General features: G+C 65.6%; 27 protein-coding genes. 14 read left to right on the forward strand and 13 right to left on the reverse strand.

Annotated features, from left to right (window positions below; all coding sequences use genetic code 11):
- The first annotated feature begins 6 nt into the window (after positions 1-6).
- The 4 genes from pdxA (at position 7) to Q0030_RS05690 (ending at position 4,305) form a co-directional block, all read left to right on the forward strand.
- Positions 7-1,008 carry a 4-hydroxythreonine-4-phosphate dehydrogenase PdxA gene (gene pdxA / locus Q0030_RS05675; protein WP_298363833.1) on the forward strand — a complete coding sequence of 334 codons (1,002 nt, stop codon included), beginning with the start codon at positions 7-9 and terminating at the stop codon, positions 1,006-1,008.
- Positions 1,009-1,863, forward strand: a complete 855-nt coding sequence (gene rsmA / locus Q0030_RS05680; protein ID WP_298363834.1) for a 16S rRNA (adenine(1518)-N(6)/adenine(1519)-N(6))-dimethyltransferase RsmA — start codon at positions 1,009-1,011, stop codon at positions 1,861-1,863. It begins immediately after the preceding gene.
- 19 nt (positions 1,864-1,882) lie between these two features.
- A complete protein-coding gene (locus tag Q0030_RS05685) occupies positions 1,883-2,941 on the forward strand; it encodes an alcohol dehydrogenase (protein WP_298363836.1) in 1,059 nt (352 codons plus the stop codon).
- 335 nt (positions 2,942-3,276) lie between these two features.
- Positions 3,277-4,305, forward strand: a complete 1,029-nt coding sequence (locus tag Q0030_RS05690) for a hypothetical protein (RefSeq protein ID WP_298363837.1) — start codon at positions 3,277-3,279, stop codon at positions 4,303-4,305.
- 64 nt (positions 4,306-4,369) lie between these two features.
- On the opposite strand, the gene gmk is transcribed toward Q0030_RS05690, so the two are convergent.
- The 9 genes from gmk to Q0030_RS05735 all read right to left on the reverse strand — a co-directional run bounded on the left by gmk (position 4,370) and on the right by Q0030_RS05735 (position 13,168).
- Entirely contained in the window at positions 4,370-5,023 is a 654-nt protein-coding gene (gene gmk / locus Q0030_RS05695) for a guanylate kinase (RefSeq protein WP_298363838.1), read from the reverse strand.
- 3 nt (positions 5,024-5,026) lie between these two features.
- Complete coding sequence (locus Q0030_RS05700; protein ID WP_298363849.1) at positions 5,027-5,914, reverse strand: YicC/YloC family endoribonuclease; 888 nt, start codon at positions 5,912-5,914, stop codon at positions 5,027-5,029.
- Positions 5,915-6,129: 215 nt separating this feature from the next.
- A complete protein-coding gene (mltG, locus tag Q0030_RS05705; protein WP_298363850.1) occupies positions 6,130-7,389 on the reverse strand; it encodes an endolytic transglycosylase MltG in 1,260 nt (419 codons plus the stop codon).
- Positions 7,390-7,614: 225 nt separating this feature from the next.
- Positions 7,615-8,880 carry a beta-ketoacyl-ACP synthase II gene (gene fabF, locus Q0030_RS05710; RefSeq protein ID WP_298363851.1) on the reverse strand — a complete coding sequence of 422 codons (1,266 nt, stop codon included), beginning with the start codon at positions 8,878-8,880 and terminating at the stop codon, positions 7,615-7,617.
- Between the two features lie 96 nt (positions 8,881-8,976).
- Positions 8,977-9,216 (reverse strand): acyl carrier protein, encoded by a 240-nt coding sequence (locus Q0030_RS05715; RefSeq protein WP_056294916.1) that lies wholly within the window; start codon positions 9,214-9,216, stop codon positions 8,977-8,979.
- Between the two features lie 289 nt (positions 9,217-9,505).
- Positions 9,506-10,243: a 3-oxoacyl-[acyl-carrier-protein] reductase gene (gene fabG / locus Q0030_RS05720; protein ID WP_024581467.1), complete on the reverse strand. Its 738-nt coding sequence runs from the start codon at positions 10,241-10,243 to the stop codon at positions 9,506-9,508.
- Positions 10,244-10,264: 21 nt separating this feature from the next.
- A complete protein-coding gene (fabD, locus tag Q0030_RS05725; protein WP_298363854.1) occupies positions 10,265-11,218 on the reverse strand; it encodes an ACP S-malonyltransferase in 954 nt (317 codons plus the stop codon).
- 220 nt (positions 11,219-11,438) lie between these two features.
- Complete coding sequence (locus tag Q0030_RS05730; RefSeq protein ID WP_298363857.1) at positions 11,439-12,464, reverse strand: fatty acid desaturase family protein; 1,026 nt, start codon at positions 12,462-12,464, stop codon at positions 11,439-11,441.
- The gene (locus tag Q0030_RS05735) at positions 12,461-13,168 is read right to left on the reverse strand and encodes a TetR/AcrR family transcriptional regulator C-terminal domain-containing protein (protein ID WP_298363860.1); all 708 of its coding nucleotides are present in this window, start codon (positions 13,166-13,168) and stop codon (positions 12,461-12,463) included. The genes Q0030_RS05730 and Q0030_RS05735 overlap by 4 nt, the downstream gene beginning before the upstream one ends.
- Positions 13,169-13,519: 351 nt before the next feature.
- Here Q0030_RS05735 and rpsF point away from each other — a divergent pair, with 351 nt between their 5' ends.
- The 4 genes from rpsF to rplI all read left to right on the forward strand — a co-directional run bounded on the left by rpsF (position 13,520) and on the right by rplI (position 15,982).
- The gene (gene rpsF, locus Q0030_RS05740) at positions 13,520-13,987 is read left to right on the forward strand and encodes a 30S ribosomal protein S6 (protein ID WP_092113431.1); all 468 of its coding nucleotides are present in this window, start codon (positions 13,520-13,522) and stop codon (positions 13,985-13,987) included.
- Between the two features lie 6 nt (positions 13,988-13,993).
- Positions 13,994-14,233 carry a 30S ribosomal protein S18 gene (gene rpsR, locus Q0030_RS05745; protein WP_016844287.1) on the forward strand — a complete coding sequence of 80 codons (240 nt, stop codon included), beginning with the start codon at positions 13,994-13,996 and terminating at the stop codon, positions 14,231-14,233.
- Positions 14,234-14,359: 126 nt separating this feature from the next.
- Complete coding sequence (locus tag Q0030_RS05750; protein WP_298363862.1) at positions 14,360-15,328, forward strand: DUF2232 domain-containing protein; 969 nt, start codon at positions 14,360-14,362, stop codon at positions 15,326-15,328.
- 51 nt (positions 15,329-15,379) lie between these two features.
- A complete protein-coding gene (rplI, locus tag Q0030_RS05755; protein WP_298363863.1) occupies positions 15,380-15,982 on the forward strand; it encodes a 50S ribosomal protein L9 in 603 nt (200 codons plus the stop codon).
- Between the two features lie 48 nt (positions 15,983-16,030).
- Here the strand turns inward: rplI and Q0030_RS05760 are convergent, their stop codons facing one another.
- The 3 genes from Q0030_RS05760 to Q0030_RS05770 all read right to left on the reverse strand — a co-directional run bounded on the left by Q0030_RS05760 (position 16,031) and on the right by Q0030_RS05770 (position 18,111).
- A complete protein-coding gene (locus Q0030_RS05760) occupies positions 16,031-16,492 on the reverse strand; it encodes a PaaI family thioesterase (protein ID WP_223968043.1) in 462 nt (153 codons plus the stop codon).
- Entirely contained in the window at positions 16,489-17,085 is a 597-nt protein-coding gene (locus Q0030_RS05765; RefSeq protein ID WP_298363865.1) for a TetR/AcrR family transcriptional regulator, read from the reverse strand. Before Q0030_RS05765 ends, Q0030_RS05760 begins: the two co-directional genes overlap by 4 nt.
- Positions 17,086-17,178: 93 nt before the next feature.
- Positions 17,179-18,111: a hypothetical protein gene (locus Q0030_RS05770; RefSeq protein WP_298363866.1), complete on the reverse strand. Its 933-nt coding sequence runs from the start codon at positions 18,109-18,111 to the stop codon at positions 17,179-17,181.
- Positions 18,112-18,369: 258 nt separating this feature from the next.
- Here Q0030_RS05770 and Q0030_RS05775 point away from each other — a divergent pair, with 258 nt between their 5' ends.
- On the forward strand, positions 18,370-19,623 hold the full coding sequence (locus Q0030_RS05775; RefSeq protein WP_298363869.1) for a cyclopropane-fatty-acyl-phospholipid synthase family protein: 1,254 nt from the start codon (positions 18,370-18,372) through the stop codon (positions 19,621-19,623).
- A 19-nt stretch (positions 19,624-19,642) separates the two neighbouring features.
- Here Q0030_RS05775 and Q0030_RS05780 read toward each other — a convergent pair whose 3' ends face one another.
- Positions 19,643-19,813: a hypothetical protein gene (locus tag Q0030_RS05780; RefSeq protein WP_298363871.1), complete on the reverse strand. Its 171-nt coding sequence runs from the start codon at positions 19,811-19,813 to the stop codon at positions 19,643-19,645.
- Between the two features lie 184 nt (positions 19,814-19,997).
- Here Q0030_RS05780 and Q0030_RS05785 point away from each other — a divergent pair, with 184 nt between their 5' ends.
- The 5 genes from Q0030_RS05785 (at position 19,998) to Q0030_RS05805 (ending at position 25,215) form a co-directional block, all read left to right on the forward strand.
- Positions 19,998-20,120: a hypothetical protein gene (locus tag Q0030_RS05785; protein ID WP_256437482.1), complete on the forward strand. Its 123-nt coding sequence runs from the start codon at positions 19,998-20,000 to the stop codon at positions 20,118-20,120.
- Positions 20,121-20,411: 291 nt separating this feature from the next.
- Positions 20,412-21,920 carry a replicative DNA helicase gene (locus Q0030_RS05790; protein WP_298363875.1) on the forward strand — a complete coding sequence of 503 codons (1,509 nt, stop codon included), beginning with the start codon at positions 20,412-20,414 and terminating at the stop codon, positions 21,918-21,920.
- Between the two features lie 48 nt (positions 21,921-21,968).
- Positions 21,969-23,258, forward strand: coding sequence for an alanine racemase (gene alr / locus Q0030_RS05795; RefSeq protein ID WP_298363876.1), 1,290 nt, complete (start codon positions 21,969-21,971; stop codon positions 23,256-23,258).
- Between the two features lie 24 nt (positions 23,259-23,282).
- A complete protein-coding gene (gene xth / locus Q0030_RS05800; protein ID WP_298363877.1) occupies positions 23,283-24,053 on the forward strand; it encodes an exodeoxyribonuclease III in 771 nt (256 codons plus the stop codon).
- 358 nt (positions 24,054-24,411) lie between these two features.
- Positions 24,412-25,215, forward strand: coding sequence for an outer membrane beta-barrel protein (locus Q0030_RS05805; RefSeq protein ID WP_298363879.1), 804 nt, complete (start codon positions 24,412-24,414; stop codon positions 25,213-25,215).
- Positions 25,216-25,229 lie beyond the last annotated feature (14 nt).

Below are 25,229 nucleotides of genomic sequence, written 5' to 3' on the forward strand. Positions count from 1 at the left end.
TGACGCATGGCCCAACCTCTCGCACTGACATGCGGCGAGCCCGCAGGCATCGGCCCCGACATCACGCTCGCCGCATGGCTGCGCCGTCGCGAACTCGACCTCCCGCCGTTCTATCTGCTCGGTGACCGCGCTTCCCTGGCCGAGCGCGCCAAGACGCTCGGGCTTGTGGTCGAGTTTGCCGAGGTCAGTGCCGAGGAGGCATCCGCAGCATTTGCACGGGCGCTGCCCGTTGTTGCGACCGGCAAGGCGGCGACGGCGCAACCGGGCAAGCCCGACGGGACCAGTGCGGATGCCGCGCTGGCATCGATCCGTCAGGCCGTCGCCGATGTTGCGTCGGGCAAGGCAAGCGCCGTCGTCACCAATCCGATCGCCAAGAACGTGTTGTACCGCGCCGGCTTCCGCCATCCCGGCCACACCGAATTCCTCGCCGAGCTTGCCGCACGCGGCGGGCCCGCGCCGCAGCCGGTGATGATGCTGTGGTCGCCGGCGCTCGCTGTGGTCCCGGTGACGATCCATGTCTCGGTCCGCGAGGCGCTGGCGCAATTGTCGACCGACCTGATCGTCTCGACCGCGCGAATCGTGGTCGCCGACATGAAGGCACGGTTTGGCCTCGCCTCGCCGCGGCTGGCCATCGCCGGCCTCAACCCGCATGCTGGCGAAGACGGCACGCTCGGCATGGAAGACGTCGAGATCGTCGCGCCCGCGGTCGAGATCCTGCGCCGCGACGGCATTGCCGCCCGAGGCCCGCTGCCGGCCGACACCATGTTCCACGCAGCCGCGCGCAAGACCTATGACTGCGCGCTCTGCATGTATCACGACCAGGCGCTCATCCCGATCAAGACCGTCGCGTTCGAGGACGCCGTCAACGTCACGCTTGGCCTGCCCTTCATCCGGACGTCGCCCGATCACGGCACCGCATTCGATATCGCCGGCACCGGCAAGGCCAATCCCTCGAGCCTGATCGCCGCGCTCCGCCTCGCCGCGCGCATGGCCGCGGCATCAAGCTAAGTGAGCGCGATCGACGATCTGCCGCCGCTGCGCGACATCATTCGCGAGCATTCGCTGTCGGCGCGCAAATCGCTCGGCCAGAACTTCCTGCTCGATCTCAATCTCACCGCGCGCATTGCCCGCGCCGCGGGCCCGCTGGAAGACGCCACCGTGATCGAGGTCGGACCCGGCCCCGGCGGACTGACGCGCGCACTGCTTGCGATGGGCGCCAAGCGTGTCATCGCCATCGAGCGCGACGAGCGCGCGATCGATGCACTCGACTACATCGTCAAGCGCTATCCCGGCCGCATCGAGATCGTGCATGGCGACGCGCAGCACTTTGATCCGCGTCCCCTGCTCGATGGCGGCAAGGCCAAGATCGTCGCCAACCTGCCCTACAACATCGCAACCCAGCTGCTGGTCGACTGGCTGTCGATCGAGCCGTGGCCGCCCTGGTACGACACCATGGTGTTGATGTTCCAGCGCGAGGTCGCCGAGCGCATCGTCGCCCATGAGGACGAGGAGGCCTATGGCAGGCTCGCGGTGCTCGCCAACTGGCGCGCCGAGACCAAGATCCTGTTCGACATTTCGCCCGCAGCCTTCGTGCCGCAGCCGAAGGTCACCTCCTCGGTGGTACGATTGATACCGCGCGCCGCGCCGGAGCCGTGCGACCGCCGCATGCTCGAGCAGGTGGCCGCCGCCGCCTTCGGCCAACGCCGCAAGATGCTGCGCCAGAGCCTGAAATCGCTGTCGGTCGATCCGGCGCGGCTTGCGGCCGCAGCCGGGATCGACGCGACGCGGCGCGCCGAAACGATTCCGGTCGCGGGCTTTGTTGCCATGGCCAGGGAATTGGCCGATATACGGTCCACAAAATAGAACATCAGGAGAAAACGTAATGGCGCGAATGGTTCGCCAATCCCTCGTCAAATTCGATGCACCGCTGTGCGAAACCATCGTCGACACGCCCAAGCCGCAGGGACGCGAAGTGCTGGTGCGCATCGAGCGCTGTGGCCTGTGCCATTCCGATCTCCACATCCAGGACGGTTACGCCGATCTCGGCGGCGGGAAGAAGCTCGATACCACCCGCGGCATGACGCTGCCCTTCACGCTCGGCCATGAGATCGCCGGCGTCGTCGACGAAGTCGGTCCCGATGCGCCGAAGGATCTGGTCGGAACGAAGAAGGCGGTATTCCCCTGGATCGGCTGCGGCCAGTGCCGCGACTGTCTCGCCGGCGACGAGAATCTCTGCGCCAAGCAGCGCTTCCTCGGCGTCTCCATCGACGGCGGCTTCGCCACCCACGTGCTGGTGCCCGACGCGAAATACCTGCTCGATTACGATCCGCTGCCGGTCAATCAGGCCGCCACGCTGATGTGCTCCGGCGTCACGGCCTACGGCGCGCTGAAGCGCCTGGTCGATCGTCCGCGCCAGCGCAATTTGCTGCTGATCGGTCTTGGCGGCGTCGGCATGATGGGCCTGTCGTTCGCGCAGGCGATGTTCAAGCAGCCGATCGCGGTTGCCGATCTCAGCCCGGCGGCGCGCGAGACCGCGCTGAAGAACGGTGCGGCGGCGGCCTACGATCCCGCAGAGCCCGATGTCGTCAAGCGCATGCTGAAGGAGAGCGACGGCGGCTTCGACGGCGTGGTCGACTTTGCCGGCAACGAGAAGTCGATGGCGTTTGCGGTGTCGACGGTCGCACGCGGCGGCAAGATCGTGGTGTCCGGCCTGATGGGCGGCCAGTTCACGCTGCCGATGGTGCAATGGGTCTACAAGCGCATGACCATCGAAGGCTTCATGGTGGGTACGCTGTCAGAGGGCCAGGAGCTGATGGCGCTCGCCCGGGCCGGCAAGATCAAGCCGACGCCGATGAAGGAAGAGCCGATGGCCGACGTCCAGAAATGGATCGAAGAGCTGCGCGCCGGCAAGGTCGTGGGACGCATCGTCCTGAAGAACTAAAGCATGATCCGGAAAACTGCGTAGCGGTCCCTGCGACAAGCACGGAAACCGTTTGCGCGGTGATCATTGCTCAGACATGACGTCCCGCCGGCGTTGCCATCGCCGGCGGACGCAACGGCCTTGCAGCACCAACACGAGCTTTGGTCCGGCGGAACCTGACAGCCGACCAGGCAATCATTCAACCCGTGTTCCAGCCTTCCCCGCGCCGCAATTGCGGCGCGACGCGAGCCTCAATTAAGCCCTACCCGTTCCGGATTTGCGGCGCATTGCGACCCAACTCTTTACCGAGATTGGCTGCACCAGCGTTTGCGTAAAAAGAAATACCGGGGACGCGTATGTCAAATCGTTCAGCGAAATTCGCTGCGGCGCTTGCCGCCACCATGCTGGCCGGCGCCTTCAGCGCCATGGCCCAGAACGCCGCCAATACGGCGAGCACCGATACTACGAATGCCAAGACGGCCGACACCTGTCAGTCCGCGCCGAAGGGAACCGCGCCTGCGGGAAGCCACTGGTTCTATCACCTCGACCGCAGCACCCAAAAGAAATGCTGGTACCTCGGTGACGCCAAGAACAAGGTTGTTGCCAAGACCGCGACCGCGCAGCAGCAGCAGCCCGCGGCCGCGCCCGACACGGCGACGGCCGACGCGCAGCCGCCGCAGAGCCAGCCGGCGCCGCCACAGCCGGCCATGCGCAAGTCCGTCGCCGATGCCCATGCCGAATGGCCCTCACCGCAGGCCGCAGCAGCGCCGGTCGCGCCCCCCGCCGCCGGTCAAGCCGACGGTGCGGCAGCGGCGACCGATCCGGCGGCGTCAGGCACGAACGCCCAGGCGTCGGACGTGAACGCCCGATGGCTGGATGCATCGAGCATGGCCGGGACCAACGGAACCCGGCACGCCGCAGACCAGCCGACCGTGGTCGCGCAGGCCGACGCGACGCCGCAACAGGCGGCCGCGCCGGCAGCGGCCGCCCCGGTGGCAGCCGAGGCGTCCGCCGAGAAATCTTCCTCCTCGACGCAGATGCTGCTGATCGTGATGGTCGGTGCGCTGGCGCTGGCCGGCCTGGTCAGCGCGCTGGTGTTCCGGCTGACCCGCACGCGTACGCCGCCTTACGAGATCAGCGACGAATGGCGAGCGCCCTGGGATTCTCTCCACACCGAGCCGGCGCCGCCGATGGCAGTCGTGAGCCGCGACCGCCCGCTGCGCCTGTCGGAAGCGACCCCGCGCCGGTCGGAGACACCGGTTCCGCGCCGCGCCGAGACGCCGGCTGCTCGCCGCGAGACGGCGCGCGAGCCGGATCAAACCGAGCAGGACAACAAGCAGATCGCGGCGATGCTGCAGCGGCTGGCGCGCAGCGCCGCAAATTAGAGGGCGCTCAGGAAAGCAGATGAGACATGCTGCGATCGCCGGATCGCAGCATGGTTCCGGCGAGCTACTTCTCGAGCTGACGCTGCAGGCCGCGCACGAACTCGGTAAGGCCGGTGCGGCGCTCTCGCTTGAGACGCTCGGCCTTCAGGATCGACTGCACCTCGGCAAAGGCGTCGTCGACGTTCTGGTTGACGACGATGTAGTCGTATTCCGCCCAGTGGCTCAGTTCATGGGTGGCGCGGTTCATCCGCCCGCGGATGACCTCCTCGGAATCCTGCGCACGGGTGTGCAGCCGCTTCTCGAGGTCGACTGCTGACGGCGGCAGGATGAAGACGCTGACAACATCGGCGCGCGCCTTCTCGCGCAACTGCTGGGTGCCCTGCCAATCGATGTCGAACAGCACGTCCTGCCCGGCCGCGAGCGCAGCCTCGACCGGCGCGCGCGGCGTGCCGTAGCGGTTGTCGAACACGGTGGCCCATTCCAGCAGTTCACCTTGCTTGGCCATCGCCTCGAACTTGGTCTTGTCGACAAAGAAGTAGTCGCGGCCCTCGACCTCGCCCGGCCGCTTCGGCCGCGTGGTCGCCGACACCGACATCCTCAGCCCCGGCATGCGGTCGATCAGCATGCGCGACAGCGTCGTCTTGCCGGCGCCCGAGGGCGACGACAGGACGAACATCAGTCCGCGCCGCTCAACGCCGTCAAAACCCTGCGCCGTCATCGTTCACTCCAGATTCTGGACCTGTTCGCGGAATTGCTCGACCACGTTCTTCATTTCAAGCCCGGTATTGGTCAGCTCGACGTCGTTCGACTTCGAGCAGCAGGTGTTGACCTCGCGATTGAACTCCTGGGCGAGGAAGTCGAGCCGGCGCCCGACCGGTCCGCCCTTGCCGATCATCTCGCGTGCCTGGCCGATGTGCGAGGCGATACGGTCGAGCTCCTCGCGGATATCGGCCTTGGTGGCGATCAGGATCGCCTCCTGGCTCAGCCGGTCGGCATCGAAGCGATCGGAGGTCTCCAGCAATGCCGCGATCTGCTCGGCGAGCCGCGCCTTGATCGCCTCGGGCTTGCGGCCGGGAGCCGTCTCGGCGCGCTTGGCGAGCCGCTCGATCTCGTCCATCCGCTGCATCAGGATCTGGCCCAGCGCATCGCCCTCGCGGCGGCGCATCTCGACGAGGCTGCCGAGCGCCTGCTCGAAGGCCTTCGCCGCCGCCTCGCGTGCCGCCTTGTCCTCGTCCTCATCGCTGTCAGGCTCGACCACCTCGATGACGCCCTTGATGCCGAGCAATCCGTCGATGCTCGGCGCCACCGCGTCGATCCGCTGCGCGAGCTCACCTGCGACCTTCACGACCGCGGCCAGCACGTCCTCGTTGATCCGGATGGTCTGCGCCGCATCGGTGCGTTTGACGCTGAGATTGGCGTAGACCGTGCCGCGCGACAGCAACTCGCCGGCCCGCTTCTTGGCGAGGGCTTCCAGTTCGTCCCAGCCCGGCGGCAGCCGCAACCGCAGGTCAAAGCCCTTGGCGTTGACCGACTTCAGCTCCCACTCGAACGTATAGGGACCGCTCGCGCCATGGCTTCGGGCAAAGCCAGTCATGCTCGATAGCGCCATCGCGTGAAACTCTCCAACAGAAGGATATGGGACTCACCCGGAGACGACGAGACTCGTGGGCAGCCGGTGCGACCTTAAAACGGATTCCGTGAAAGTGGAATTACGTTCCACCCTCGGGAAATGCAGAGCTACGGCATGATCCGGAAAATTGTGAAGCCGATTTCCGAAAGACCATGCTCGAACAAGAAGCTAAGGCGCGATGATCGCATCGCGCTTTAGCGCTGCACAACAGGCGGCGAACTGGTCTGCTGGGCTGCACCCTGCCGACCGCCGCGCGGCGGCTTCTTCTGATTGGTGGGCTTCGGCGGCGTGGCCGCCGTGGGATTGGTGTCGGCCGCGCCAGGCGCCGCGGCGGCAGGCGCCGGATCATCCGCGGGCTCGACGGTGTCGTTCTGGATCTGCTTTTCCGACGCGCGCAGCTTGGCGACGTTCTTGGCGTGCTGGTCGTAGGTTTCGGTAAAGGCGTGGCCGCCGGTTCCGTCGGCAACGAAGAACAGATCGCGGGTGCGCGCCGGATTGGCGGTCGCCTCCAGCGAGGCGCGGCCGGGATTGGCGATCGGTCCCGGCGGCAGCCCGTCGATCACATAGGTGTTGTAGGGCGACGGCTGGGTGATCTCGCTGCGCTTGATCGGACGCCCCAGCGTTCCCTTGCCGCCCACCAGTCCGTAGATGATGGTCGGGTCGGACTGCAGCTTCATCCTCTGCCGCAGACGGTTGACGAACACGGCGGCAACGCGGCTGCGCTCGTCGGCGCGGCCGGTTTCCTTCTCGACGATCGAGGCCAGCGTCACCAGCTGGTCCGGCGATTTCAGCGGCGAGTCGGTATTGCGGCGTTCCCAGATCTCGGCGAGCACACGCTTCTGCGCCTGCTGCAGACGCTGGATCACCTGGTCGCGCGTGGTGCCGCGGGGAAATTTGTAGGTCTCCGGCAACAGCGTGCCCTCGCGCGGAATCTCTCGCACCGAGCCGGTGAAGATGTCGTTGTCGGACAGCCGCGTCACGATCTGCTCCGAGGTCAGACCTTCCGGGATCGTGATGGCGTGCTGCACCACCTTGCCGTCGACGATGGTGGCGATGACGTCGCGCAGGCTCGCATTCTTCTGGAACGAATATTCGCCGGGCTTGAGGTCGGAGCTCGCCTTCAGCGCAAACACGCTGCCGATGAAGACCCACGGATTGACGTTGATCACGCCCTCGCGCGACAGCACGTCGGCGATGTCACGTTTGCCGGCACGTGCGGGGATGTTGACGATCTTGTCTTCCTGCAGCGGCCCCGGGGATTCCAGCGTCTGCTTGCCGTAATAGTAGGTGGCGCCGGCGCCGATCATCAGGATGATCAGGATGGTGAAGATGGCATTGCCTACGATCACGAAGGGATTGCGGGCACGATCCGAGCGCTTGGGCGGCGGCGGAACCTGTTCGGGCTCCAGCGCGGCACGTGGACTCCGTGGTGAAATGGGCGGCCTCTCACTCATCGATGCAAACCAATATCCTGCCGGTTGAATCGTGGCCGAACAAACCCCTGCCCTGCCAATAGCATACGCCCGCTATTAGGAGTCACCGCGGAATACGGCAAAACGGTGGACTAGTTCTAAAGTCCCGTTCCGATCGCATCGGAACGGGACTTTAGATTCTTATTTTGACGCGTTTTCTTCACGCGAACCGGTACCCGCTTCGCTCGAAAACGCTCTAACGACCTACTAATTGGTCACGCGCTGCACGATCACGGAGGCGTTTGTGCCACCGAAACCGAAGGAATTGGACAGCGCCACATTCACGTCACGCTTGCGCGAGGTATGCGGCACAAGATCGATCGCCGTTTGTACCGACGGATTGTCGAGATTGATGGTCGGCGGCACCACATTATCGCGAATCGCCAGCACCGCGAAGATCGCCTCGATCGCACCGGCCGCGCCGAGCAGATGTCCGGTCGCGGACTTGGTCGACGACATCGAGACCTTCGAAGCCGCATTGCCGAGCAGACGCTCGACCGCGCCGAGCTCGATCTCGTCGCCGACCTGCGTCGAGGTGCCGTGCGCATTGATGTAGTCGAGATCCGATGCGACGAGGCCGGCGCGCTTCAGCGCCATGCTCATGCTGCGGAAGCCGCCATTGCCGTCCGGCGGTGGCGAGGTGATGTGGAAGGCATCGCCCGACAGGCCGTAGCCGGTGACCTCGGCGTAGATCTTCGCACCACGCTGTTTGGCGTGCTCGTACTCCTCGAGCACCAGGACGCCGGCGCCCTCACCCATCACGAAGCCGTCGCGATCCTTGTCGTACGGCCGCGATGCCTTTTCCGGCGTGTCGTTGAAGCCGGTGGACAGTGCGCGCGCGGCGCAGAAGCCGGCGATGCCAATGCGGGAGATCGGCGATTCGGCGCCGCCTGCAAGCATCACCTCGGCATCGCCGAGCGCGATCAGCCGCGCTGCGTCACCGACCGCGTGCGCGCCGGTCGAGCATGCCGTGACGACCGCATGATTGGGCCCTTTCAGGCCGTGCTCGATCGAGACGTAGCCGGACGCCAGATTGATCAGGCGGCCCGGAATGAAGAAGGGAGAGATCCTGCGCGGTCCACGCTCCTTCAGCAGCACCGCGGTTTCAGCGATGCCGGTGAGGCCGCCGATGCCGGAGCCGATCATCGTGCCGGTCGCGAACTGGTCCTCATCGGACTTCGGATGCCAGTCGGCATCGTCGAGCGCCTGCTTGGCCGCGCACATCGCATAGAGGATGAAGTCGTCGACCTTGCGCTGGTCCTTCGGCTCCATCCACTGATCGGGATTGAAGGTGCCGTTGGAGCCGTCGCCGCGCGGAATGTAGCAGGCGACCTGGCTCGGCAGGTCGGACACTTCGAACGTGTCGATCTTCTTGCCGCCGCTGTCGCCGGCGAGGATACGCGCCCAAGTTGCGTCAACGCCGCAGCCGAGCGGTGTAACCATGCCCAGCCCCGTGACGACAACTCGTCTCATTTCCACGTCTCCGGCCAGCAATGCGCGGCTGATAATAAGAAGCCGGGGGACCGCACGATCACGGTCCGTCCGGCCCCGTCAACTTCGCGATCGGCGTTAGCTCTTCGCGTTCTTCTCAAGAAACTTGGTCGCGTCGCCCACGGTCAGAATCGTCTCCGCCGCGTCGTCGGGAATCTCGCAACCGAATTCTTCTTCAAAAGCCATCACGAGCTCGACGGTGTCGAGGCTGTCGGCGCCGAGGTCATCGATGAAGCTCGCGCTATCGATCACCTTCTCGGGTTCGACACCAAGGTGCTCGACCACAATCTTCTTAACCCGCTCGCCAATCTCACTCATCGTTCAACCTCGTTGTTCCATTGGACCCGACCCCAAGACGATACGAGCCATCGTGGTCGTCTCGATTACTCAGTCGCGCATAGTCTTGATTCGGCCCGGTCGTAGCCGACTAAAGCCCCGGCGAACGGCAGGCGTCGCCACGCCAATATACAGGGTTTCAAAATCCTGCAATGGCGTTCTTTGCCCATCCATGGGGGGTTCAGCTATCATACTTCCAAAGCCTTGACTACACGCCTGAACCGGCTCCCGAAAACGGCTTTTCGCCGCATTGCGAGAGCCAGCAACCAGCTCAAATCATCGCCATCCCACCGTTGACGTGAATCGTCTGTCCGGTGACGTAGGCGGCCTCGTTCGAGGCCAGATAGACGGCTGCCGCAGCGATATCCTCGGGCGTCCCGAGCCGCGCCGCAGGAACCTTCGCCAGGATGGTTTCGCGCTGCTTGTCGTTGAGCGCATCCGTCATCGGCGTCTTGATGAAGCCCGGTGCGATGCAGTTCGCGGTCACGCCGCGCTTGGCGTATTCGGCGCCCAGCGTCTTGATCAGGCCGATGATGCCGGCCTTCGACGCGGTGTAGTTGCCCTGCCCCGGATTGCCGGTGACGCCGACGATCGAAGTGATCGCGATGATGCGGCCGAAGCGCTTGCGCATCATCAATTTGGTCGCCGCGCGCGCCAGGCGGAATGTCGCGGTCAGGTTGACGGCGATCACGTCGTCCCAATCCTCGTCGCGCAGCTGCACGAACAGGTTGTCACGGGTGATGCCGGCATTCGCGATCAGGATGTCGACCTGTCCCATCGCAGCTTCCGCCGCCGGCACCAGCGCCTCGACGTCATCCTTGCTGGAGAGATTGCACGGCAGCACATGGACGCGCTCGCCGAGCTTGGCCGCGAAGCCGTCGAGCACCTCCCGCCGCGTCCCCGAAATCGCGACCGTCGCGCCCTGCGCATGCAGCGCTTGCGCGATCGCGCCGCCGATGCCGCCGGTTGCGCCCGTCACGAGCGCCGTCTTGCCAGTCAGATCAAACATCGAATTCTCCTTCCGGCTGCTTTAGGCCGATGCTGCCAGCGCGTCCTTGGCCGCAGCGATATCGTTCGGGCCGCCGACGGATACGCCCACCGCGCCATCGGCGATGCGCTTGACGAGGCCGCTCAGCACCTTGCCGGCGCCGATCTCGAAGAACCGCGTGACGCCCTGGCCTGCCATATAAGCAATCGACTCGCGCCAGCGAACCGTCCCCGTGATCTGCTCGACCAGGCGGCGGCGGATCTCGTCGGGATCGGTGATTGCCGAAGCCAGCACGTTGCAGACCAGCGGCGCCGCGGGCGCCTTGATGGTGACGCCGGCCAGCGCCTCGGCCATCGCATCGGCCGCCGGCTGCATCAGCTTGCAGTGGAACGGCGCCGACACCGGCAGCAGCATGGCGCGTTTTGCCCCTTTGGTTTTCGCAATCTCCACCGCGCGATCGACGGCGGCCTTGTCACCGGAGACCACCACCTGGCCGCCGCCATTGTCATTGGCGGCCTGGCAGACCTGGCCCTGCGCCGCTTCATCGGCGACCGCGACCGCCGCCTCGTAGTCGAGGCCGAGCAGCGCGGCCATCGCACCGGCGCCGACCGGCACCGCCTTCTGCATCGCAAGCCCGCGGGTGCGCAGCAGGCGCGCGGTGTCGCTGACCGTCAGGCTGCCGGCGGCGGCAAGCGCCGAATACTCGCCGAGGGAATGCCCGGCAACGAAGGCCGCGTTGCGGCCGACCGAGAAGCCGGCCTCGCTCTCGAGCACGCGCAAGGTGGCGATCGAGACCGCCATCAGGGCCGGCTGGGCATTTTCCGTCAGTTGCAATGTCTCGCCCGGACCATCCCAGATGATCGCGGTCAGCTTCTCGCCCAGCGCGGAATCGACCTCGTCGAACACGGCCTTCGCGACCGGAAAGGCGTCGGCCAGGGCCTTGCCCATGCCAACCGCCTGCGAGCCCTGCCCGGGAAACGTGAATGCTGCCGTCATCGGCGCTCCCTACCTTGTTGAGCGTGATCCCCGCGCAAGCGCCGCGCCTGCCGCAGGGGAAAACGGTATCCCGTCGCGCGAAACGCGCCACAGCGGGTCCGGACCAATTCCCTGCAACCAAGTCTTGCAACCGGCCTCGGACCGGGCCGTAAGACACTGATGGGGGGCGCGATGTCAAGCCGCGCGCGCGGAACCCTGGGGATGCCGGGGCCGGCCCGGCCTAGAATCCACCGGCATTCTGGTCGGCGTTAACCTCGGCACCGGCCCTCGCCCGGCGCGCGCTGTTGACCAGTTGGCCCGGGCGGTCTTCCCGATTGGGCTTGGCGGTCGCCAGCCGCAGCACGGCGGCATAGCCCGGCTGGACCTCCATCCGGTCGGCATAGCGGCTTCCGCTCAGGATGCGGTGAACCCGCGGCAGGTTGTAACAGGGCACGTAGAACAGCAGATGATGCTCGAGGTGGTAGTTCACGTAGTACGGCGCGATGAACAGCCGCTCGAGGATATTGGCCCGCGTGGTACGGGTGTTGCGCAAGGGGTCGGCGCTGTCGGGCACGACGGCATGTTCGGCGATGTTGCGGATCCGCGTGATCACCATCATCCAGGTCAGCAGCGGCACCAGCCACAACAGCGGATAGGCCCACCACACGCCGGCGGCGGCGAGGCCTGCGAACAGCAGCGCGTTGGTGACGCATTGCGGCCCAAGCTTCTGCCAGAAGTTGGCGGCGCGCTGCGATAGCGGCCACTCTTTCGGTCCGATCGCATTGAGCAGTTGCGCCTTGCGCTGCTGGTAGCCGGTCTGCCCGGTGATATCGCGGAGGAATTTCCGGCGGTAGCTCATCTTCGTGATCGGAAACGGCGCCGACAGTACGAGATCCGGATCGTCCTCCTGCTGCGTCCTTGCATGATGCTGCAAATGATAGCGGCGATAGCCGCGGGTTTCCGCGAAGATCGGATAGGCGCAGAACCACTGGCTCAGCGCGAGGTTGGTCTTCTCGTTCGCGGAGAGACAGCCATGCGCACCATCATGCATCAGGATGGCAAGCCCGAGCTGGCGCGAGCCGATGATCGCGACTGCAAGCAGATAGGTCAGCGGATTGGGCCACCACGCGACCAGCGCGATCGCGCCCAGGATCAGCGCCCAAGCGTGCACGATCAGGGCCGCGCCCTTCCATGTCGTGCGTTGCCGGACGGCGACCAGTTCGTCCTCGGTGAGGAAATCCCGGGCACGCATGCGTAGTGCGGTCATGAGCTGGTCTCCCCGTCCGTCGAGGGTGAAGTGTCGCGATCGCCGACCAGGCGCAGCCGCGATCCATCATTCGTCGATGTCGTGGTTGCCTGCTCGCCGAGTGCGCGCAGCAATTCGCGGCACATCTCCTCGGACGCGCGGCCCATCGCAAAACCTTCGACGATCACGCCGATCGCAATCGCCCAGAACCGCCGTGAGCTCTCTTCGGGGGCGCGCAGTGAACGCCAGCCATGCCGCTCGACCTGGCCGGCATAGGCGCGCGCGCCCTCGCTGTGCAGACGCTCGATGGTGCGCTCGACCAAAGGCGCGAGGTCCTGCCGGCGCCGCGTCAGCGTCAGGGCCTCGGCGAAGAAGGCGACTGTGTCGGTCGCGGTCACGGTCTCGGCCAAGGCGTGGGTGTAATCCCGCGGTGTGTGGGCCTTCAGGGCGGCCTGCTCGGTCGCGCGCGCGAGGTAAAGCATGTCGCGGCTGGCGGCTTCGACGAACAGCGCTTCCTTGGTGCGGAAGTAGTAGGTGATCTGGCTCGGAAAGGCGTCTGCGGCGGCGGCGATGTCGGAGATCGACGTGCCCGAGAGCCCGCGCTCCTTGAACAGGCGGCTGGCAGCATCGAGCAGCAGCGAGCGCATCTTGCGCCCCGCCGATCGTGTCGCGCGGACCGCGTGTTTCGGATCGGGCGCAGGCATGCCGCTGGTCTCCGAACCCATAGATCATCCTCCCTGAGATGTTTGTATGACATACAAACAAAGAAATCAACAGGAAATGGCCGAAAGTTGCGCCAAACGGCCTGGAGGGCTACGACCCCTCGCAAATCCGCAAGGCCGAGACCCCTCCGCGGACCCTTGCCTTCGCGACCAAAATCCGTATAAAGCGCCCCATTCGTGGGCTCCGGCCGGGAGCTGAACGGACGGTCTCAGCAAATTCACCCGTTGATTTTGATGTGGCAGGGCCAGTCGGCCCGTCGTCCCGTGCTCCCGCCTTCTGAGCAGCTCGAGTCCTTTCCGAAGGTCTCGAAGGGCTTGTCGCCGGAAACCACGCCAACACAGGAAAGGACAACCATGCCTCTTTATGAGCATGTTTTTCTCGCGCGTCAGGATGCGAGCACCCAGCAGGTGGATGAACTGACGGCCCAGATGACGGGTATCGTCGAACAGGGCGGCGGCAAGGTCACCAAGACCGAGAGCTGGGGCGTGCGCTCCCTCACCTACCGCATGAACAAGAACCGCAAGGCGCATTTCGTGCTGATGAACATCGACGCACCGTCGGCTGTCGTCACCGAGATCGAGCGCCAGGAGCGGATCAGCGAAGACGTTATCCGCTACCTCACCGTGCGCGTCGAAGAGCACGAGGAAGGCCCGTCCGCGATGATGCGCAAGGCCGACCGTGACCGCGAGCGCGATGACCGTGGCGGTGGCTTCCGCGGCGACCGCGAAGGCGGCTTCCGTGGTGATCGCGATGGCGGCGGCTTCCGCGGCGATCGTGGCCCGCGCCGTCCGCGCGAAGAAGAAGCTGCGACCGAGGAGTAATGAATCATGGCTGATGCTGGTGCCCGCCGTCCGTTTTTCCGTCGTCGCAAGTCCTGCCCGTTCACGGGCGCGAATGCGCCGAAGATCGACTACAAGGATTCCAAGCTGCTGATGCGTTACGTGTCCGAGCGCGGCAAGATCGTGCCGAGCCGCATCACGGCCGTGTCCGCCAAGAAGCAGCGTGAGCTCGCCCGCGCCATCAAGCGCGCGCGCTTCCTCGGCCTGCTGCCCTACGTCATTCGCTAACCGTTTCCGGCCGGCGGCACGCGCCGCCGGCCGCTCATTCTCATAAGGCTTCCGGGTCGTCCGGTCGCCGATGGTTGGGGTTCTCGAAGTAGAACCCCTAACCGCTCAAAGGGGGCGGGACAGCTGATGATCGCGATACTCATTGTTGCACTTGCCGCCGGCGCCGCGTCGGCGCTGATGTTCGCCTCGATCAGTTCGGGCGCGTTGATCTCGTTGCTGCTGTACTCTCTTGCGCCGCTGCCGTTGATGGTGTCGGCACTCGCTTGGGGACCGCTTGCCGCCGCCATCGGCGGCGTCGCTGCCGCCTCCGTTCTCGGCGCGATCTTCGGGCTTCCCTATGGCATCGCGTTTGCCATGATGGTCGCCCTGCCCGGCTGGTGGCTCGGCCACCTCGCGCTGCTCGGACGGCCGATCGCAGGCGCAGCCGGTGAAAGCGCTCCCCAGCAGCCACCTGCGCTCGAATGGTATCCCGTCGGCCGTATCCTGCTTTGGATCGCAACCTTCGCCATCATCACCACGACCGCGGCGCTGCTCACGCTCGGCTCGGATGCCGACACAGTCACCGGTGCTTTGCGGCGCGGTCTGCTAAAGGTGCTGAGCGCCGGCGAAGGGCTGCCCAGCAGTGAGATCGAACGATTGGTCGACATGCTGGTGATCCTTGCGCCCCTCGCCGCAACGATCCTCGCGATGGTCACGCTGACGCTGAACCTGTGGCTCGCCGGCAAGATCACGCAAACCTCGGGGCGGTTGAACCGACCGTGGCCGGATTTCCGCACCACCGCGCTCCCCGCCATGACGCTGGTCGCGTTGCTGGTGGCGGTCGCCGTCAGCTTCGTCGGCGGCATGCTTGCGCTGCTGGCGCAGATCGTCACCGCGGCGCTCGTCATCGCCTATGCGCTGGTCGGCTTCGCCGTGCTGCACACCCTGACGCTGTCGCTCGCCAATCGCGGCTTCTGGCTCGGCGGCATCTACGCCGTCGTTGTCATGTTCGGCTGGCCGATCATCGCAATCTTCGCGCTCGGCATTGCGGACGCCGTGTTCGGATTGCGCCAGCGCTATCTGCAAACCAGACCGCCGCCTTTGCCTGCGGCCTGACATTCAATCCAACCACTCAACCCGATACTTAGCCTCTAAAGGAGAACGAAGATGGAAGTCATTCTGTTGGAACGCGTTGCCAAGCTTGGTCAGATGGGCGAAGTCGTGCGCGTCAAGGACGGGTTCGCCCGCAACTTCTTGCTGAAGCGCGGCAAGGCGCTGCGCGCCACCGAGGCGAACCGCGCCAAGTATGACGGCATGAAGGCCGAGCTCGAGGCCAACAACATCAAGGCCAAGGGCGAGGCAGCCGTGGTCGCCGAGAAGATCGACGGCCGCGACATCATCATCATCCGCCAGGCCTCCGAGTCCGGCCAGCTGTTCGGCTCGGTCACGGTGCGCGACATCGTCGTTGCGCTGGCCGCCGACGGCATCACGGTTGCCCGTCCGCAGGTCTGGCTCGACTCGCCGATCAAGGTGATCGGCCAGCAGAAGGTGACCATCGCCGTTCACCCCGAAGTCGAGACCAGCGTCACCGTGACGGTCGCCCGTTCCGCTGAAGAGGCCGAGCGGATCAAGCGCGGCGAGGACATCTCGACCCGCCAGGAAGACCAGGACGCTGCCGCCGAGGCGCTCGCCGCCGCCGGCGAATTCTTCGATCCGGAAGCGCAGCACGACGACGAGGCTGCGCCGGCTCCGGCTGCCGAAGAGAAGTAAGCTTCTCGCCATCGTCCAACCGACTAGACGCTACGAAGCCCGGCCCCATCAGGCCGGGCTTTGGATTCGTGCCGCCGCCTGATCGTCGAGCATCGCGATCGACGCCAGTGCGGTTGCGGTATGCTTCTCCTTGCCGTCGATGATGCAGAACACGTCGGCCGCAACGACGGCGACCTGACGCCCCGGCTTGATCACGCGGGCGCGACAGATCAAGCGATCGCCCGACGCCGGTGACAGCAGGTTCAGCTTGTACTCGGCCGTCAGCGCCGGCTGGCCACGCGACGTCGCCGCCGCAATCGTGGTGGCGTTGTCGACCAGAAACGCCGTCACCCCGCCGTGGAACAGGCCGTGCTGCTGCAATAGTTCAGGCCGGCGGTCGACCGCGAGCGTGCACGCGCCGCGCGACAGCTCGGCCACTTCGGCGCCGACAAGACCCATGAAGCCCTGACGGCCGACATTGTCGCGAATTCGCGTCGCGATCGGCGCAAAGTCCGGATCGGCCTCGTTCATGACATCTCTCCTGCTCGCTCCGGCGCCACCACCGCGCGGATCGCGCAGGCGATCAGCGTCTCGACCTGTTCGCGCGGATCGCCGTGATGGCGGCCCGACAGATAGGCGCGGCAAAAGATCTGCGCCGGCCCGATGATCTGGCTGAAGAACAGTGTCGCGCTCATCGGCAGCAACTCGCCGCGCGCAAGCAGTGGCGCGCGCCAGCGCTCGATGCCGTCGGTGAGCCGCGCGTTCTCGGTGCGCTGCGCGCCACGCACCTCCTCGCCCCATTCGCTGCGCGAAATCTCGAACAGGAAGCGCGCCTCGCGCCTGAAGGTCACGACCCAATCGAGATGGGCGCGGATCAGCCGCGCAACGCCCTCACCGGCGCCGTGCGTCTCGTTGACCGCGGTGATGATCGCGGCGTGATAGGCCTGCAGGATCTCCAGGAACAGGGTTCCGGCGAGCTCTTTCTTCGAGGTGAAGAAATGGAAGAAGCTGCCGTTCGACGCGCGAGCGCGGGAGCGGATCTCGGCCACCGTCGCGCCCTCGAAACCGTCGCGGTCGAACACCGCCAGTCCCGCCGCCAACAGGTCTTCGCGCGCCGTGCTCACCCTTGCTCCCTTCGTGACTAGATCAATACTCTAGAGCTACACTCTAGCGCCAGTCAAACGATAACGCCGGACCTCACGGCCCGGCGTTGACGATTACTTCGAGGTCGGCGCTTCCGGCGGACCGGAGCCCGGTGTCGTCGGGGGCGGCGGAGGTGGCACGGCCGCAGTTACCGGTGGCGCGGCGGGCGTCGGTGCGGGAGATGCGGCAGCAGCGGGCTCAGGCGCCGGCGAAGCGGCCGGAGCCGCGGGTGTGACTTGTGGAACCGGGTCCGATCGCACGGCAACCGGCTCGCTGCCTGAGCTGCTCTTAGGCGCATCGACCTTGGCGGTGTCGGGCTGCTGCCCCTTCTCTTCGCGCTTGACGGTTGTCTGAGCTTTGGAGTCGTCGCCCGCCGCCTCGCCCTTGGGCGCCTCGTCCGACTTCGGCTCCTCGACCGGCTTGCCGCGACGGCCGTGCTTCTGGCGCGCCGGCCTGCCTTCGCCCGCGGCCTGCGGGGTCTGGCCGTCGTCCGGCCTGGCACCATCAGGCGCCTCGCTCGGACGCGCCATGCGCCGGACGCGGTGGGCCGGACGCGCTTCGGGATTCAAACCGTCGGCATCTGGCTTTGCAGCTTCCTTGGCCCCTTCCTGTGGCGCCGCACCCTGACGCTGCCGGCGCGACGGGCGCTCGGCCGGCTGCTCCGGAGACTGGTTCGCCTCCTGCCTGGCGTCCCGGCCCTTGGCCCCTCGGGGGTTATCCTTGGCCTGGTAGCGCGGATCGTTGGCGCCGTTCGAGATCAGATAGGACGCCAGCACGCCGGCCATGTCGCTCGACGTCGTGTAGTGCTGGCGCAGGAAGCCCGGCAGCGAACCGGCCGGCACGGTCTTCAAAAGACCGCGCGGGCTCTTGTGGCAGGCCGTGCAGGTATTGGCGAAGATCTGGGAGGGGCTTTTGCCGGCCTCGAGGTTTTGCGCCTGCGCTGATACGGCCGACAGGCAGCCAATCAGAAGCGTCACCGTCGCCAGACTGAGGGCTCGGCTCAACATTCCTTAAGTCTCCAGATTCCGGAAAAATCGCCGCCAGCGCCTGATGGATCGGCCGCGGCGGTCACCTTTTAGCCGATTATCGCGCGAATGGAAGCGCGCGCGTGACGCATCCACGCAATTGTCACATTTTGGAATATCGGCTTTGAGCACAACGCAATAGCGTGATCCAATTCCCTGCCTATCTTTAGGTCGGGGACACATTGGAGTGATCAGCTCCGGTGGTGTCAGTGTGCAGCTTGCCGTTCCGTTGGTGCTTCGATGGACCGATTGTTGCGATTTTTCTTGGGGCGCTTCATCCGCCGCGGTTCGATCACGTTCACGACCGCGAGCGGCGCCAAATTCACCTGTGGTGACGGCACGGGCATTCCGGTCGCCGCACGGTTCATGACCAGGGCCGCAGAACTGCGCATTCTGGTCGATCCCGAGCTTTACCTCGGCGAAGCCTTCATGGACGGCACGTTCGTGGTGGAGCAAGGCACCATCGCCGATGTGCTGGCTGTCCTGATGGGCCAGGCGGCCATGTTACCGAACTTTGCCAGGCTGCAGGCCTGGGTTCGCTTCCTCGGGCGGCGCGCCCAGCAGCTCAATGTGCGCGGCCGGTCCCGGAGCAATGTCGCCCGCCATTACGACCTCGACGGCCGCCTGTATTCCCTGTTCCTCGATGCGGACAAGCAATACAGCTGCGCCTATTTCGAGACGCCGGACGCCACGCTGGACGACGCCCAGCTCGCCAAGAAGCGCCACCTCGCCGCAAAACTCCTGATCAAGCCCGGCCACCGCGTCCTCGACATCGGTTCCGGCTGGGGCGGGCTCGGGCTTTATCTCGCCGAGATGAGCGGCGCCGACGTCACCGGCGTCACGCTGTCGACCGAGCAGCTGCAGATCGCCAACGCCCGGGCGGCGGAGAAGAACCTGACGCATTCGGCGCGCTTCCTGCTGCAGGACTACCGCGACATCCCCGGCCCGTTCGACCGCATCGTCTCGGTCGGCATGTTCGAGCATGTCGGGGTCGCGTTTTACGAAACCTTCTTCAAGCGCTGCGCCGAACTCCTGAGCGATGACGGCGTCATGCTGCTGCATTCGATCGGCCGCTCGACCGGCCCCGACGTCACCAGCCCCTGGATCCGGAAATACATCTTCCCCGGCGGCTACATTCCGGCGCTCTCCGAAGTCATGCCGGCGATCGAGAAGGCCGGATTGCTGATCTGCGACATGGAGATCCTGCGCCTGCACTATGCGGAGACCCTGAAGGCGTGGCGAGACCGCTTCATGGCGCGACGCGAGGAGGCCGTGCGGCTCTACGACGAGGCCTTTGCCCGGATGTGGGAATTCTATCTGGCGGCCTCGGAGATGTCGTTCCGCGTGCAGAACATGATGAACTTCCAGCTGCAACTGACCAAGCGCCAAGGCATCGTGCCGATGACCCGCGACTATATCGGCCGTGAGGAAGGTCGCCTCCGGCTCAAGGAAGCCGGCGCCACAAAACCCCGGCTGCAACTCGCCGGCGAATAGCTCTGAAAGCGCGGGACCGCTAGTTGCACAGGCTGTAGGCCGAGCCGCAATGGGCGAAGGTCGGCGCCGGGCGCGCCAAGTGAGCCGCGACGGCCGAAATCAGGCTGATATCGCAGGGAACGTTCCGGACCTCCGGACGCGCCGCCTGCTCCATGGCATCGACAAGCGACGCCAGCCAGCGGCGGTCCATGCCACCTGCCCGGCCAATCCTTGGTCGCGCTGTCTGAAACTCCCGAGCCATCGTCGCCGTATCTTTCCTGAGCGGAGACAACCCGGAATCCGCCGGGTCGTTCCCGCGAACCTGCCGCAAAGAAAATGCGCCAGATGTGATCTGCTTCACAGAGGTCTGTTCCGGGCTGTCGTAGTGGTCCGGAATGACCCGAGAACCGCACCAGACGATGTTGGACCCGCAGCGCGACCTCGTGACCGACTACGCCCTGATCGCAACCGGCGTGGCGGCCGCCTTGATCGCGCTGGCTTTCCTCATCCTGGTCTGAGGAACCGAGGCCAGCACCGACCTCGCTGCTGGTTGGGCGCGGCAGCCCGGAAAAAGGTTCAGGCCGCGTCAGATTTTTGCCAACGACATCGCTGACCGGCCGGACGACGCCGGTTTTCGACCGAATCCCCGTCAAGCGGAATGCATCCGGCGGTGGCGGATTCACACCTCGTGTTGTGTGAATCGTGCATAAGAAACATCCGTCCTTTCGCTTCGTGCCGGGCTGGCGCTTGATCGCGGCCCCACAGCCGAAAATCTCAGTAACGACGAAATCAGAAGAATAAGCTCGTCCATGGCCTTGATTGATTCGAACGTTCACAAGCTCGCGCCCGACGCCGCGTCCCCGACCTATCGGAACGCGCCGCACAACATCGAAGCGGAACAGGGGCTGCTGGGCGCGATACTGGTCAACAACGACGCCTTCTACCGGGTCTCCGATTTCCTGGAGCCGAAGCACTTCTTCGAAGCCATCCACCAGCAGATCTATGAAACCGCCGGCAGTCTGATCCGGATGGGCAAGGTCGCGAATCCCGTGACCTTGAAGACGTTCCTGCCTGCCGAGCTCGACCTGGGCGGCATGACGGTCAGCCAATACCTCGCTCGCCTCGCCGCCGAAGCGACCACCATCATCAATGCGCAGGATTACGGGCGTACCGTCTATGATCTCAGCCTGCGCCGCAACCTGATCCAGATCGGCGAGGAGATCGTCAACGTCGCCTACGACGCACCGGTCGATTTTGCCCCGCGCGCGCAGATCGAGGACGCCGAACGGCAGCTCTACAGCCTGGCCGAAACCGGCCGCTACGACGGTGGCTTCCAGCGCTTTGCGGATGCACTCACGGTCGCCGTCGACATGGCGGCCAAGGCGTTCCAGCGCGACGGCAAACTGTCCGGCATTTCGACGGGGCTGCGCGACCTAGACACCAAGATGGGGGGATTGCAGCCAAGCGACCTGATCGTGCTCGCCGGCCGTCCCGGCATGGGCAAGACCTCGCTCGCCACCAACATCGCCTACAATATTGCCAGGGCCTATGTCCCCGAGGTGCAGGCCGATGGCACCACCAAGGCGATCAACGGCGGCGCGGTCGGCTTCTTCTCCTGCGAAATGAGCGGTGAACAGCTCGCCACCCGTATTCTCGCCGAACGTACCGGCATCCCCTCCAGCCACATCCGCCGCGGCGGCATTTCCGAGCTCGATTTCGAGAAGATCCGCGACTGCTCGATCGAGTTGCAGTCGCTGCCGTTCTACGTCGACGAAACCGGTGGTCTCTCGATCTCGCAGCTCACCGCGCGCGCCCGCCGCCTCAAGCGGCAGAAGGGGCTCGACCTGATCGTGATCGACTACATCCAGCTGTTGCAGGGCTCGGGCAAGCGCGGCAACGACAACCGCGTGCAGGAAATCACCGAGATCACCACCAATCTGAAAGCGCTGGCGAAGGAGCTCAACGTCCCCGTGATCGCGCTGTCGCAGCTGTCGCGCCAGGTCGAAAACCGCGACGACAAGCGGCCGCAACTTTCCGACCTGCGTGAATCCGGTTCGATCGAGCAGGACGCCGACGTCGTGATGTTCGTGTACCGCGAGGAATACTATCTCGCGAACAAGGAACCGCGGCCCGGCACCCCGGAGCACGCGACCTGGCAAGCCGAAATGGAGCGCGCGCTCGGCAAGGCCGAAGTCATCATCGGCAAGCAGCGCCACGGTCCGACCGGCACCGTCGAACTACACTTCGAAGCCAGCGTCACCCGGTTCGGCGACCTCGCATCGGACGGATTGGTCCCGGATCGCCCGCCCTCCTACTAATGGCGGGGCACGGTTGAAGGCCGCTGGTCCCGCTTGTACAACTGAGCCATGAACATCGTGACCGACGCGAAATCGCAGCTGACGCCCGAAGCCAGTTTGCTGGCGGCCCATCCGGCCGCCACCGGCATCCTCACCGTCGACCTCGACGCCATCATCGCCAACTGGCGCAAGCTCGAGAAGACCGCGGTCCCGGCGGAATGCGCCGCCGTGGTCAAGGCCAACGCCTATGGTTGCGGCGCCGAGCAGGTGTCGCGGGCGCTGGCCAAGGCCGGCTGCAAGACCTTCTTCGTCGCCACCGTCGAGGAGGCCGCCGTTGTGCGCGCGGCTGTTCCGCAGGCGACCGTGTATGCGCTCGGCGGCTTCTTCCAGCAGACCGGCGACGCCTACGCCAAAATCGACTGCAAGCCTGTGATCGGCGATCTGAACGAACTCGCCGAATGGGACGTGTTCTGCCGCCGCTCCGGCTGGTCCGGCGGCGCCGCCATCCATATCGACACCGGCATGAACCGGCTCGGGCTGACGGTCAGCGAAGCGCAGGGCATCATCCCGCGGATCAATGCCGGCGATCACGGCATCACGCTGGTGATGAGCCACCTGGTCTCCGCCGAACTGCTCAACAATCCCGCCAACGCCAGACAGCTTGCGAGTTTCCGGGAGATCGCGAGCCTGTTCACCGGCGTGCCGGCCTCGCTCGCGAACTCCTCCGGCGTGTTCCTCGGCGCGCAATTCCAGTTCGAGATGGTGCGGCCGGGCTGCGCGCTCTATGGCGTCAACCCGACGCCGGAGGCCGACAACCCGATGCAGCAGGTGGTCGACCTCAAGGCGCGCATCGTGCAGATCCGCAACATCGATCGCGGCGAGACCGTCGGCTATGGCGGCACCTGGACCGCGCGCCGGCCGACTCGGCTCGCGATCGTCTCCGCCGGTTATGCCGACGGCTATTTCCGCGCCGCCAGCGCCAATGACGGCACCCGCGGTGCCGAGGTCGTGGTCGCCGGCAAGCGCTGCCCGATCGCCGGCCGCGTCTCGATGGATCTGATCGCGGTCGACGTCACCGATCTCGACAAGAATGCCGTGCGGCGCGGCCACATGGTGACGCTGATCGGCGAAGGCATCACAGTCGACGAGGTCGCGCATCATTTCGGCACCATCGGCTATGAGGTGCTGACCAGCCTCGGCCGCCGTTTCGTGCGCATCTACAAGGGCGGCGATGCCGTCGCGGCGAGCAGCGAGACCGTCGCCGAGAAGAGCGAGCCGGCCGCGGCGCAAGCGGAGCCGCCGACCTTGCCGACGGCGCCCGCTGCGCCACCGCCTTTGCCCTCCGCACCGTCCGCTTGACGCAATGCATCGTCGCGATTGCGCATGAAGATCGCGACCTTCAACATCAACAACGTCAATCGCCGGCTACCGAACCTGCTGCGCTGGCTGAAGACCGCGAAGCCCGACGTCGTCAGCCTGCAGGAGCTCAAGGCCAGCGACGCCGAGTTTCCCGCGGCCGCGATCGAGAAGGCCGGTTACAGTGCCGTGTGGCAGGGACAGAAGACCTGGAACGGCGTCGCCATCCTCGCGCGCAAGGCCGAGCCGGTCTTGATCCGCACCGCCCTGCCCGGAGATCGGGACGACCATGAGGCGCGCTACATCGAGGCCGCGGTGCGCGGCATCGTCGTCACCAGCCTTTACCTGCCGAACGGCAATCCGCAGCCCGGCCCGAAATTCGACTACAAGCTGGCTTGGTTCAAGCGGCTGCGCGCCCACGCCGCCAAGCTGCTCAAGCAGCACGTCCCCGTGGTACTCGCCGGCGACTACAACGTCGCGCCGACGCCCTTCGACATCTATCCGACCCGCTCCTGGGACAAGGACGCGCTGATCCAGCCGAAGAGCCGCGCCGCGTTCAAGGCGCTGGTCGATCAGGGCTGGTGCGATGCGCTCCGCACGCTGCATCCGGATCGTCAGATGTTCACCTTCTGGGACTACAAGCGCCAGCGCTGGCCGCGCGATGCAGGCCTCCGGCTCGATCACCTGCTGCTCAGCCCCGACGTCGCGGCGCGGCTCGCGAAGGCCGGCGTCGACCGGGACGTTCGTGGCGAGGAAGGCGCCAGCGATCATGCGCCGGCGTGGGTGGTTTTGAAGTGATGGGCCGGTCTCACACCTCTTAACAATCAGCACAGGTGGTCGCGACCCGGATCGAATGATGCCGCATACACCACCGTCGTCCTGGCGAAAGCCAGGACCCATAACCACCGAATTTGATTGTGAACGGGATCGTGGCCCCGGCGTCGTGCAACAATTGAGATTTGGGGTAATGGGTCCTGGCTTTCGCCAGGACGACGTCGAATTTGTTGCACGGCGTGCGAGTCAAACATCCGCATTCTCGTGACACGGGAGCCTGCGGTACAAGCGAATGCGGCGGGATGTGGCGGACCGGGTACAGCCGGAGCTGGTGCAAATCGACTAGCCTCACATCGATTTGATTCATGCATTGGGGCTGCCCATGAAGACATATTTCGTCGCCGCATCCATGCTCATGCTCGGCATTGCAAGCGCGTCCGCCGCCGACCTCGCCGCCCGCCCGTACACCAAGGCGCCCCCGATCGTCGCCGCCACCACCGACTGGAGCGGCTTCTATGTCGGCGCCAATGGCGGCGGCGGCTGGAGCCGGAAGTGCTGGGACATCGTGCCCTTCGCCATCACCAATCCGGCGCTTGGCGTCGTGAATTTCACCGGCTCGGAAGGTTGCCACACCGCAAGCGGGGCGACCGCCGGCGGCCAGATCGGTTATCGCTGGCAGCAGGCAGCCTGGGTATTCGGCGTCGAAGCGCAGGGCAATTGGGCCGACCTCTCCGGCTCGAACCCATCCGTCGCCCCGTTGTTCGCAGGCTTCGCCAACCGCTCGAAGATCGATGCCATCGGCCTGTTCACCGGACAGATCGGCTATTCCTGGGGCGCCTTCCTGCTCTACGCAAAGGGCGGAGCGGCCGTCGTGCACGATCGGTACGAGAGCTTCATCACGCCGGCTTTCGGACCCGGCGTGCCGGTCGGATTCATCGCCGACCGCGGCAGCGAGACGCGCTGGGGCGGCGCGATCGGCGCCGGCGCCGAATATGCGATCGCACACAACTGGTCGCTGGCGGTCGAATACGATCATCTGTTCATGGGAACCGACAATGTTCACATGACCTACGATCCTGTTTTCATCGCCCAGCTCAACCATGACGAACGCATCCGCCAGGACGTCGACATGGTGACGGTGCGCGTCAACTACCGCTTCGGCGGCCCGGTCGTCGCGAAGTACTGACGGGCACGCGACGA

The organism is uncultured Bradyrhizobium sp. (assembly GCF_947648125.1).
Lineage (GTDB): Bacteria > Pseudomonadota > Alphaproteobacteria > Rhizobiales > Xanthobacteraceae > Bradyrhizobium.

Bases quoted from the DNA above. Each gene is read 5' to 3' on its own strand.
- pdxA (WP_298363833.1), top strand. From the start codon at position 7: ATGGCCCAACCTCTCGCACTGACATGCGGCGAGCCCGCAGGCATCGGC.
- Q0030_RS05685 (WP_298363836.1), top strand. From the start codon at position 1,883: ATGGCGCGAATGGTTCGCCAATCCCTCGTCAAATTCGATGCACCGCTG.
- Q0030_RS05690 (WP_298363837.1), top strand. From the start codon at position 3,277: ATGTCAAATCGTTCAGCGAAATTCGCTGCGGCGCTTGCCGCCACCATG.
- gmk (WP_298363838.1), bottom strand. From the start codon at position 5,023: ATGACGGCGCAGGGTTTTGACGGCGTTGAGCGGCGCGGACTGATGTTC.
- Q0030_RS05700 (WP_298363849.1), bottom strand. From the start codon at position 5,914: ATGGCGCTATCGAGCATGACTGGCTTTGCCCGAAGCCATGGCGCGAGC.
- mltG (WP_298363850.1), bottom strand. From the start codon at position 7,389: ATGAGTGAGAGGCCGCCCATTTCACCACGGAGTCCACGTGCCGCGCTG.
- fabF (WP_298363851.1), bottom strand. From the start codon at position 8,880: ATGAGACGAGTTGTCGTCACGGGGCTGGGCATGGTTACACCGCTCGGC.
- Q0030_RS05715 (WP_056294916.1), bottom strand. From the start codon at position 9,216: ATGAGTGAGATTGGCGAGCGGGTTAAGAAGATTGTGGTCGAGCACCTT.
- fabG (WP_024581467.1), bottom strand. From the start codon at position 10,243: ATGTTTGATCTGACTGGCAAGACGGCGCTCGTGACGGGCGCAACCGGC.
- fabD (WP_298363854.1), bottom strand. From the start codon at position 11,218: ATGACGGCAGCATTCACGTTTCCCGGGCAGGGCTCGCAGGCGGTTGGC.
- Q0030_RS05730 (WP_298363857.1), bottom strand. From the start codon at position 12,464: ATGACCGCACTACGCATGCGTGCCCGGGATTTCCTCACCGAGGACGAA.
- Q0030_RS05735 (WP_298363860.1), bottom strand. From the start codon at position 13,168: ATGGGTTCGGAGACCAGCGGCATGCCTGCGCCCGATCCGAAACACGCG.
- rpsF (WP_092113431.1), top strand. From the start codon at position 13,520: ATGCCTCTTTATGAGCATGTTTTTCTCGCGCGTCAGGATGCGAGCACC.
- rpsR (WP_016844287.1), top strand. From the start codon at position 13,994: ATGGCTGATGCTGGTGCCCGCCGTCCGTTTTTCCGTCGTCGCAAGTCC.
- Q0030_RS05750 (WP_298363862.1), top strand. From the start codon at position 14,360: ATGATCGCGATACTCATTGTTGCACTTGCCGCCGGCGCCGCGTCGGCG.
- rplI (WP_298363863.1), top strand. From the start codon at position 15,380: ATGGAAGTCATTCTGTTGGAACGCGTTGCCAAGCTTGGTCAGATGGGC.
- Q0030_RS05760 (WP_223968043.1), bottom strand. From the start codon at position 16,492: ATGAACGAGGCCGATCCGGACTTTGCGCCGATCGCGACGCGAATTCGC.
- Q0030_RS05770 (WP_298363866.1), bottom strand. From the start codon at position 18,111: ATGTTGAGCCGAGCCCTCAGTCTGGCGACGGTGACGCTTCTGATTGGC.
- Q0030_RS05775 (WP_298363869.1), top strand. From the start codon at position 18,370: ATGGACCGATTGTTGCGATTTTTCTTGGGGCGCTTCATCCGCCGCGGT.
- Q0030_RS05780 (WP_298363871.1), bottom strand. From the start codon at position 19,813: ATGGACCGCCGCTGGCTGGCGTCGCTTGTCGATGCCATGGAGCAGGCG.
- Q0030_RS05785 (WP_256437482.1), top strand. From the start codon at position 19,998: ATGACCCGAGAACCGCACCAGACGATGTTGGACCCGCAGCGCGACCTC.
- Q0030_RS05790 (WP_298363875.1), top strand. From the start codon at position 20,412: ATGGCCTTGATTGATTCGAACGTTCACAAGCTCGCGCCCGACGCCGCG.
- alr (WP_298363876.1), top strand. From the start codon at position 21,969: ATGAACATCGTGACCGACGCGAAATCGCAGCTGACGCCCGAAGCCAGT.
- xth (WP_298363877.1), top strand. From the start codon at position 23,283: ATGAAGATCGCGACCTTCAACATCAACAACGTCAATCGCCGGCTACCG.
- Q0030_RS05805 (WP_298363879.1), top strand. From the start codon at position 24,412: ATGAAGACATATTTCGTCGCCGCATCCATGCTCATGCTCGGCATTGCA.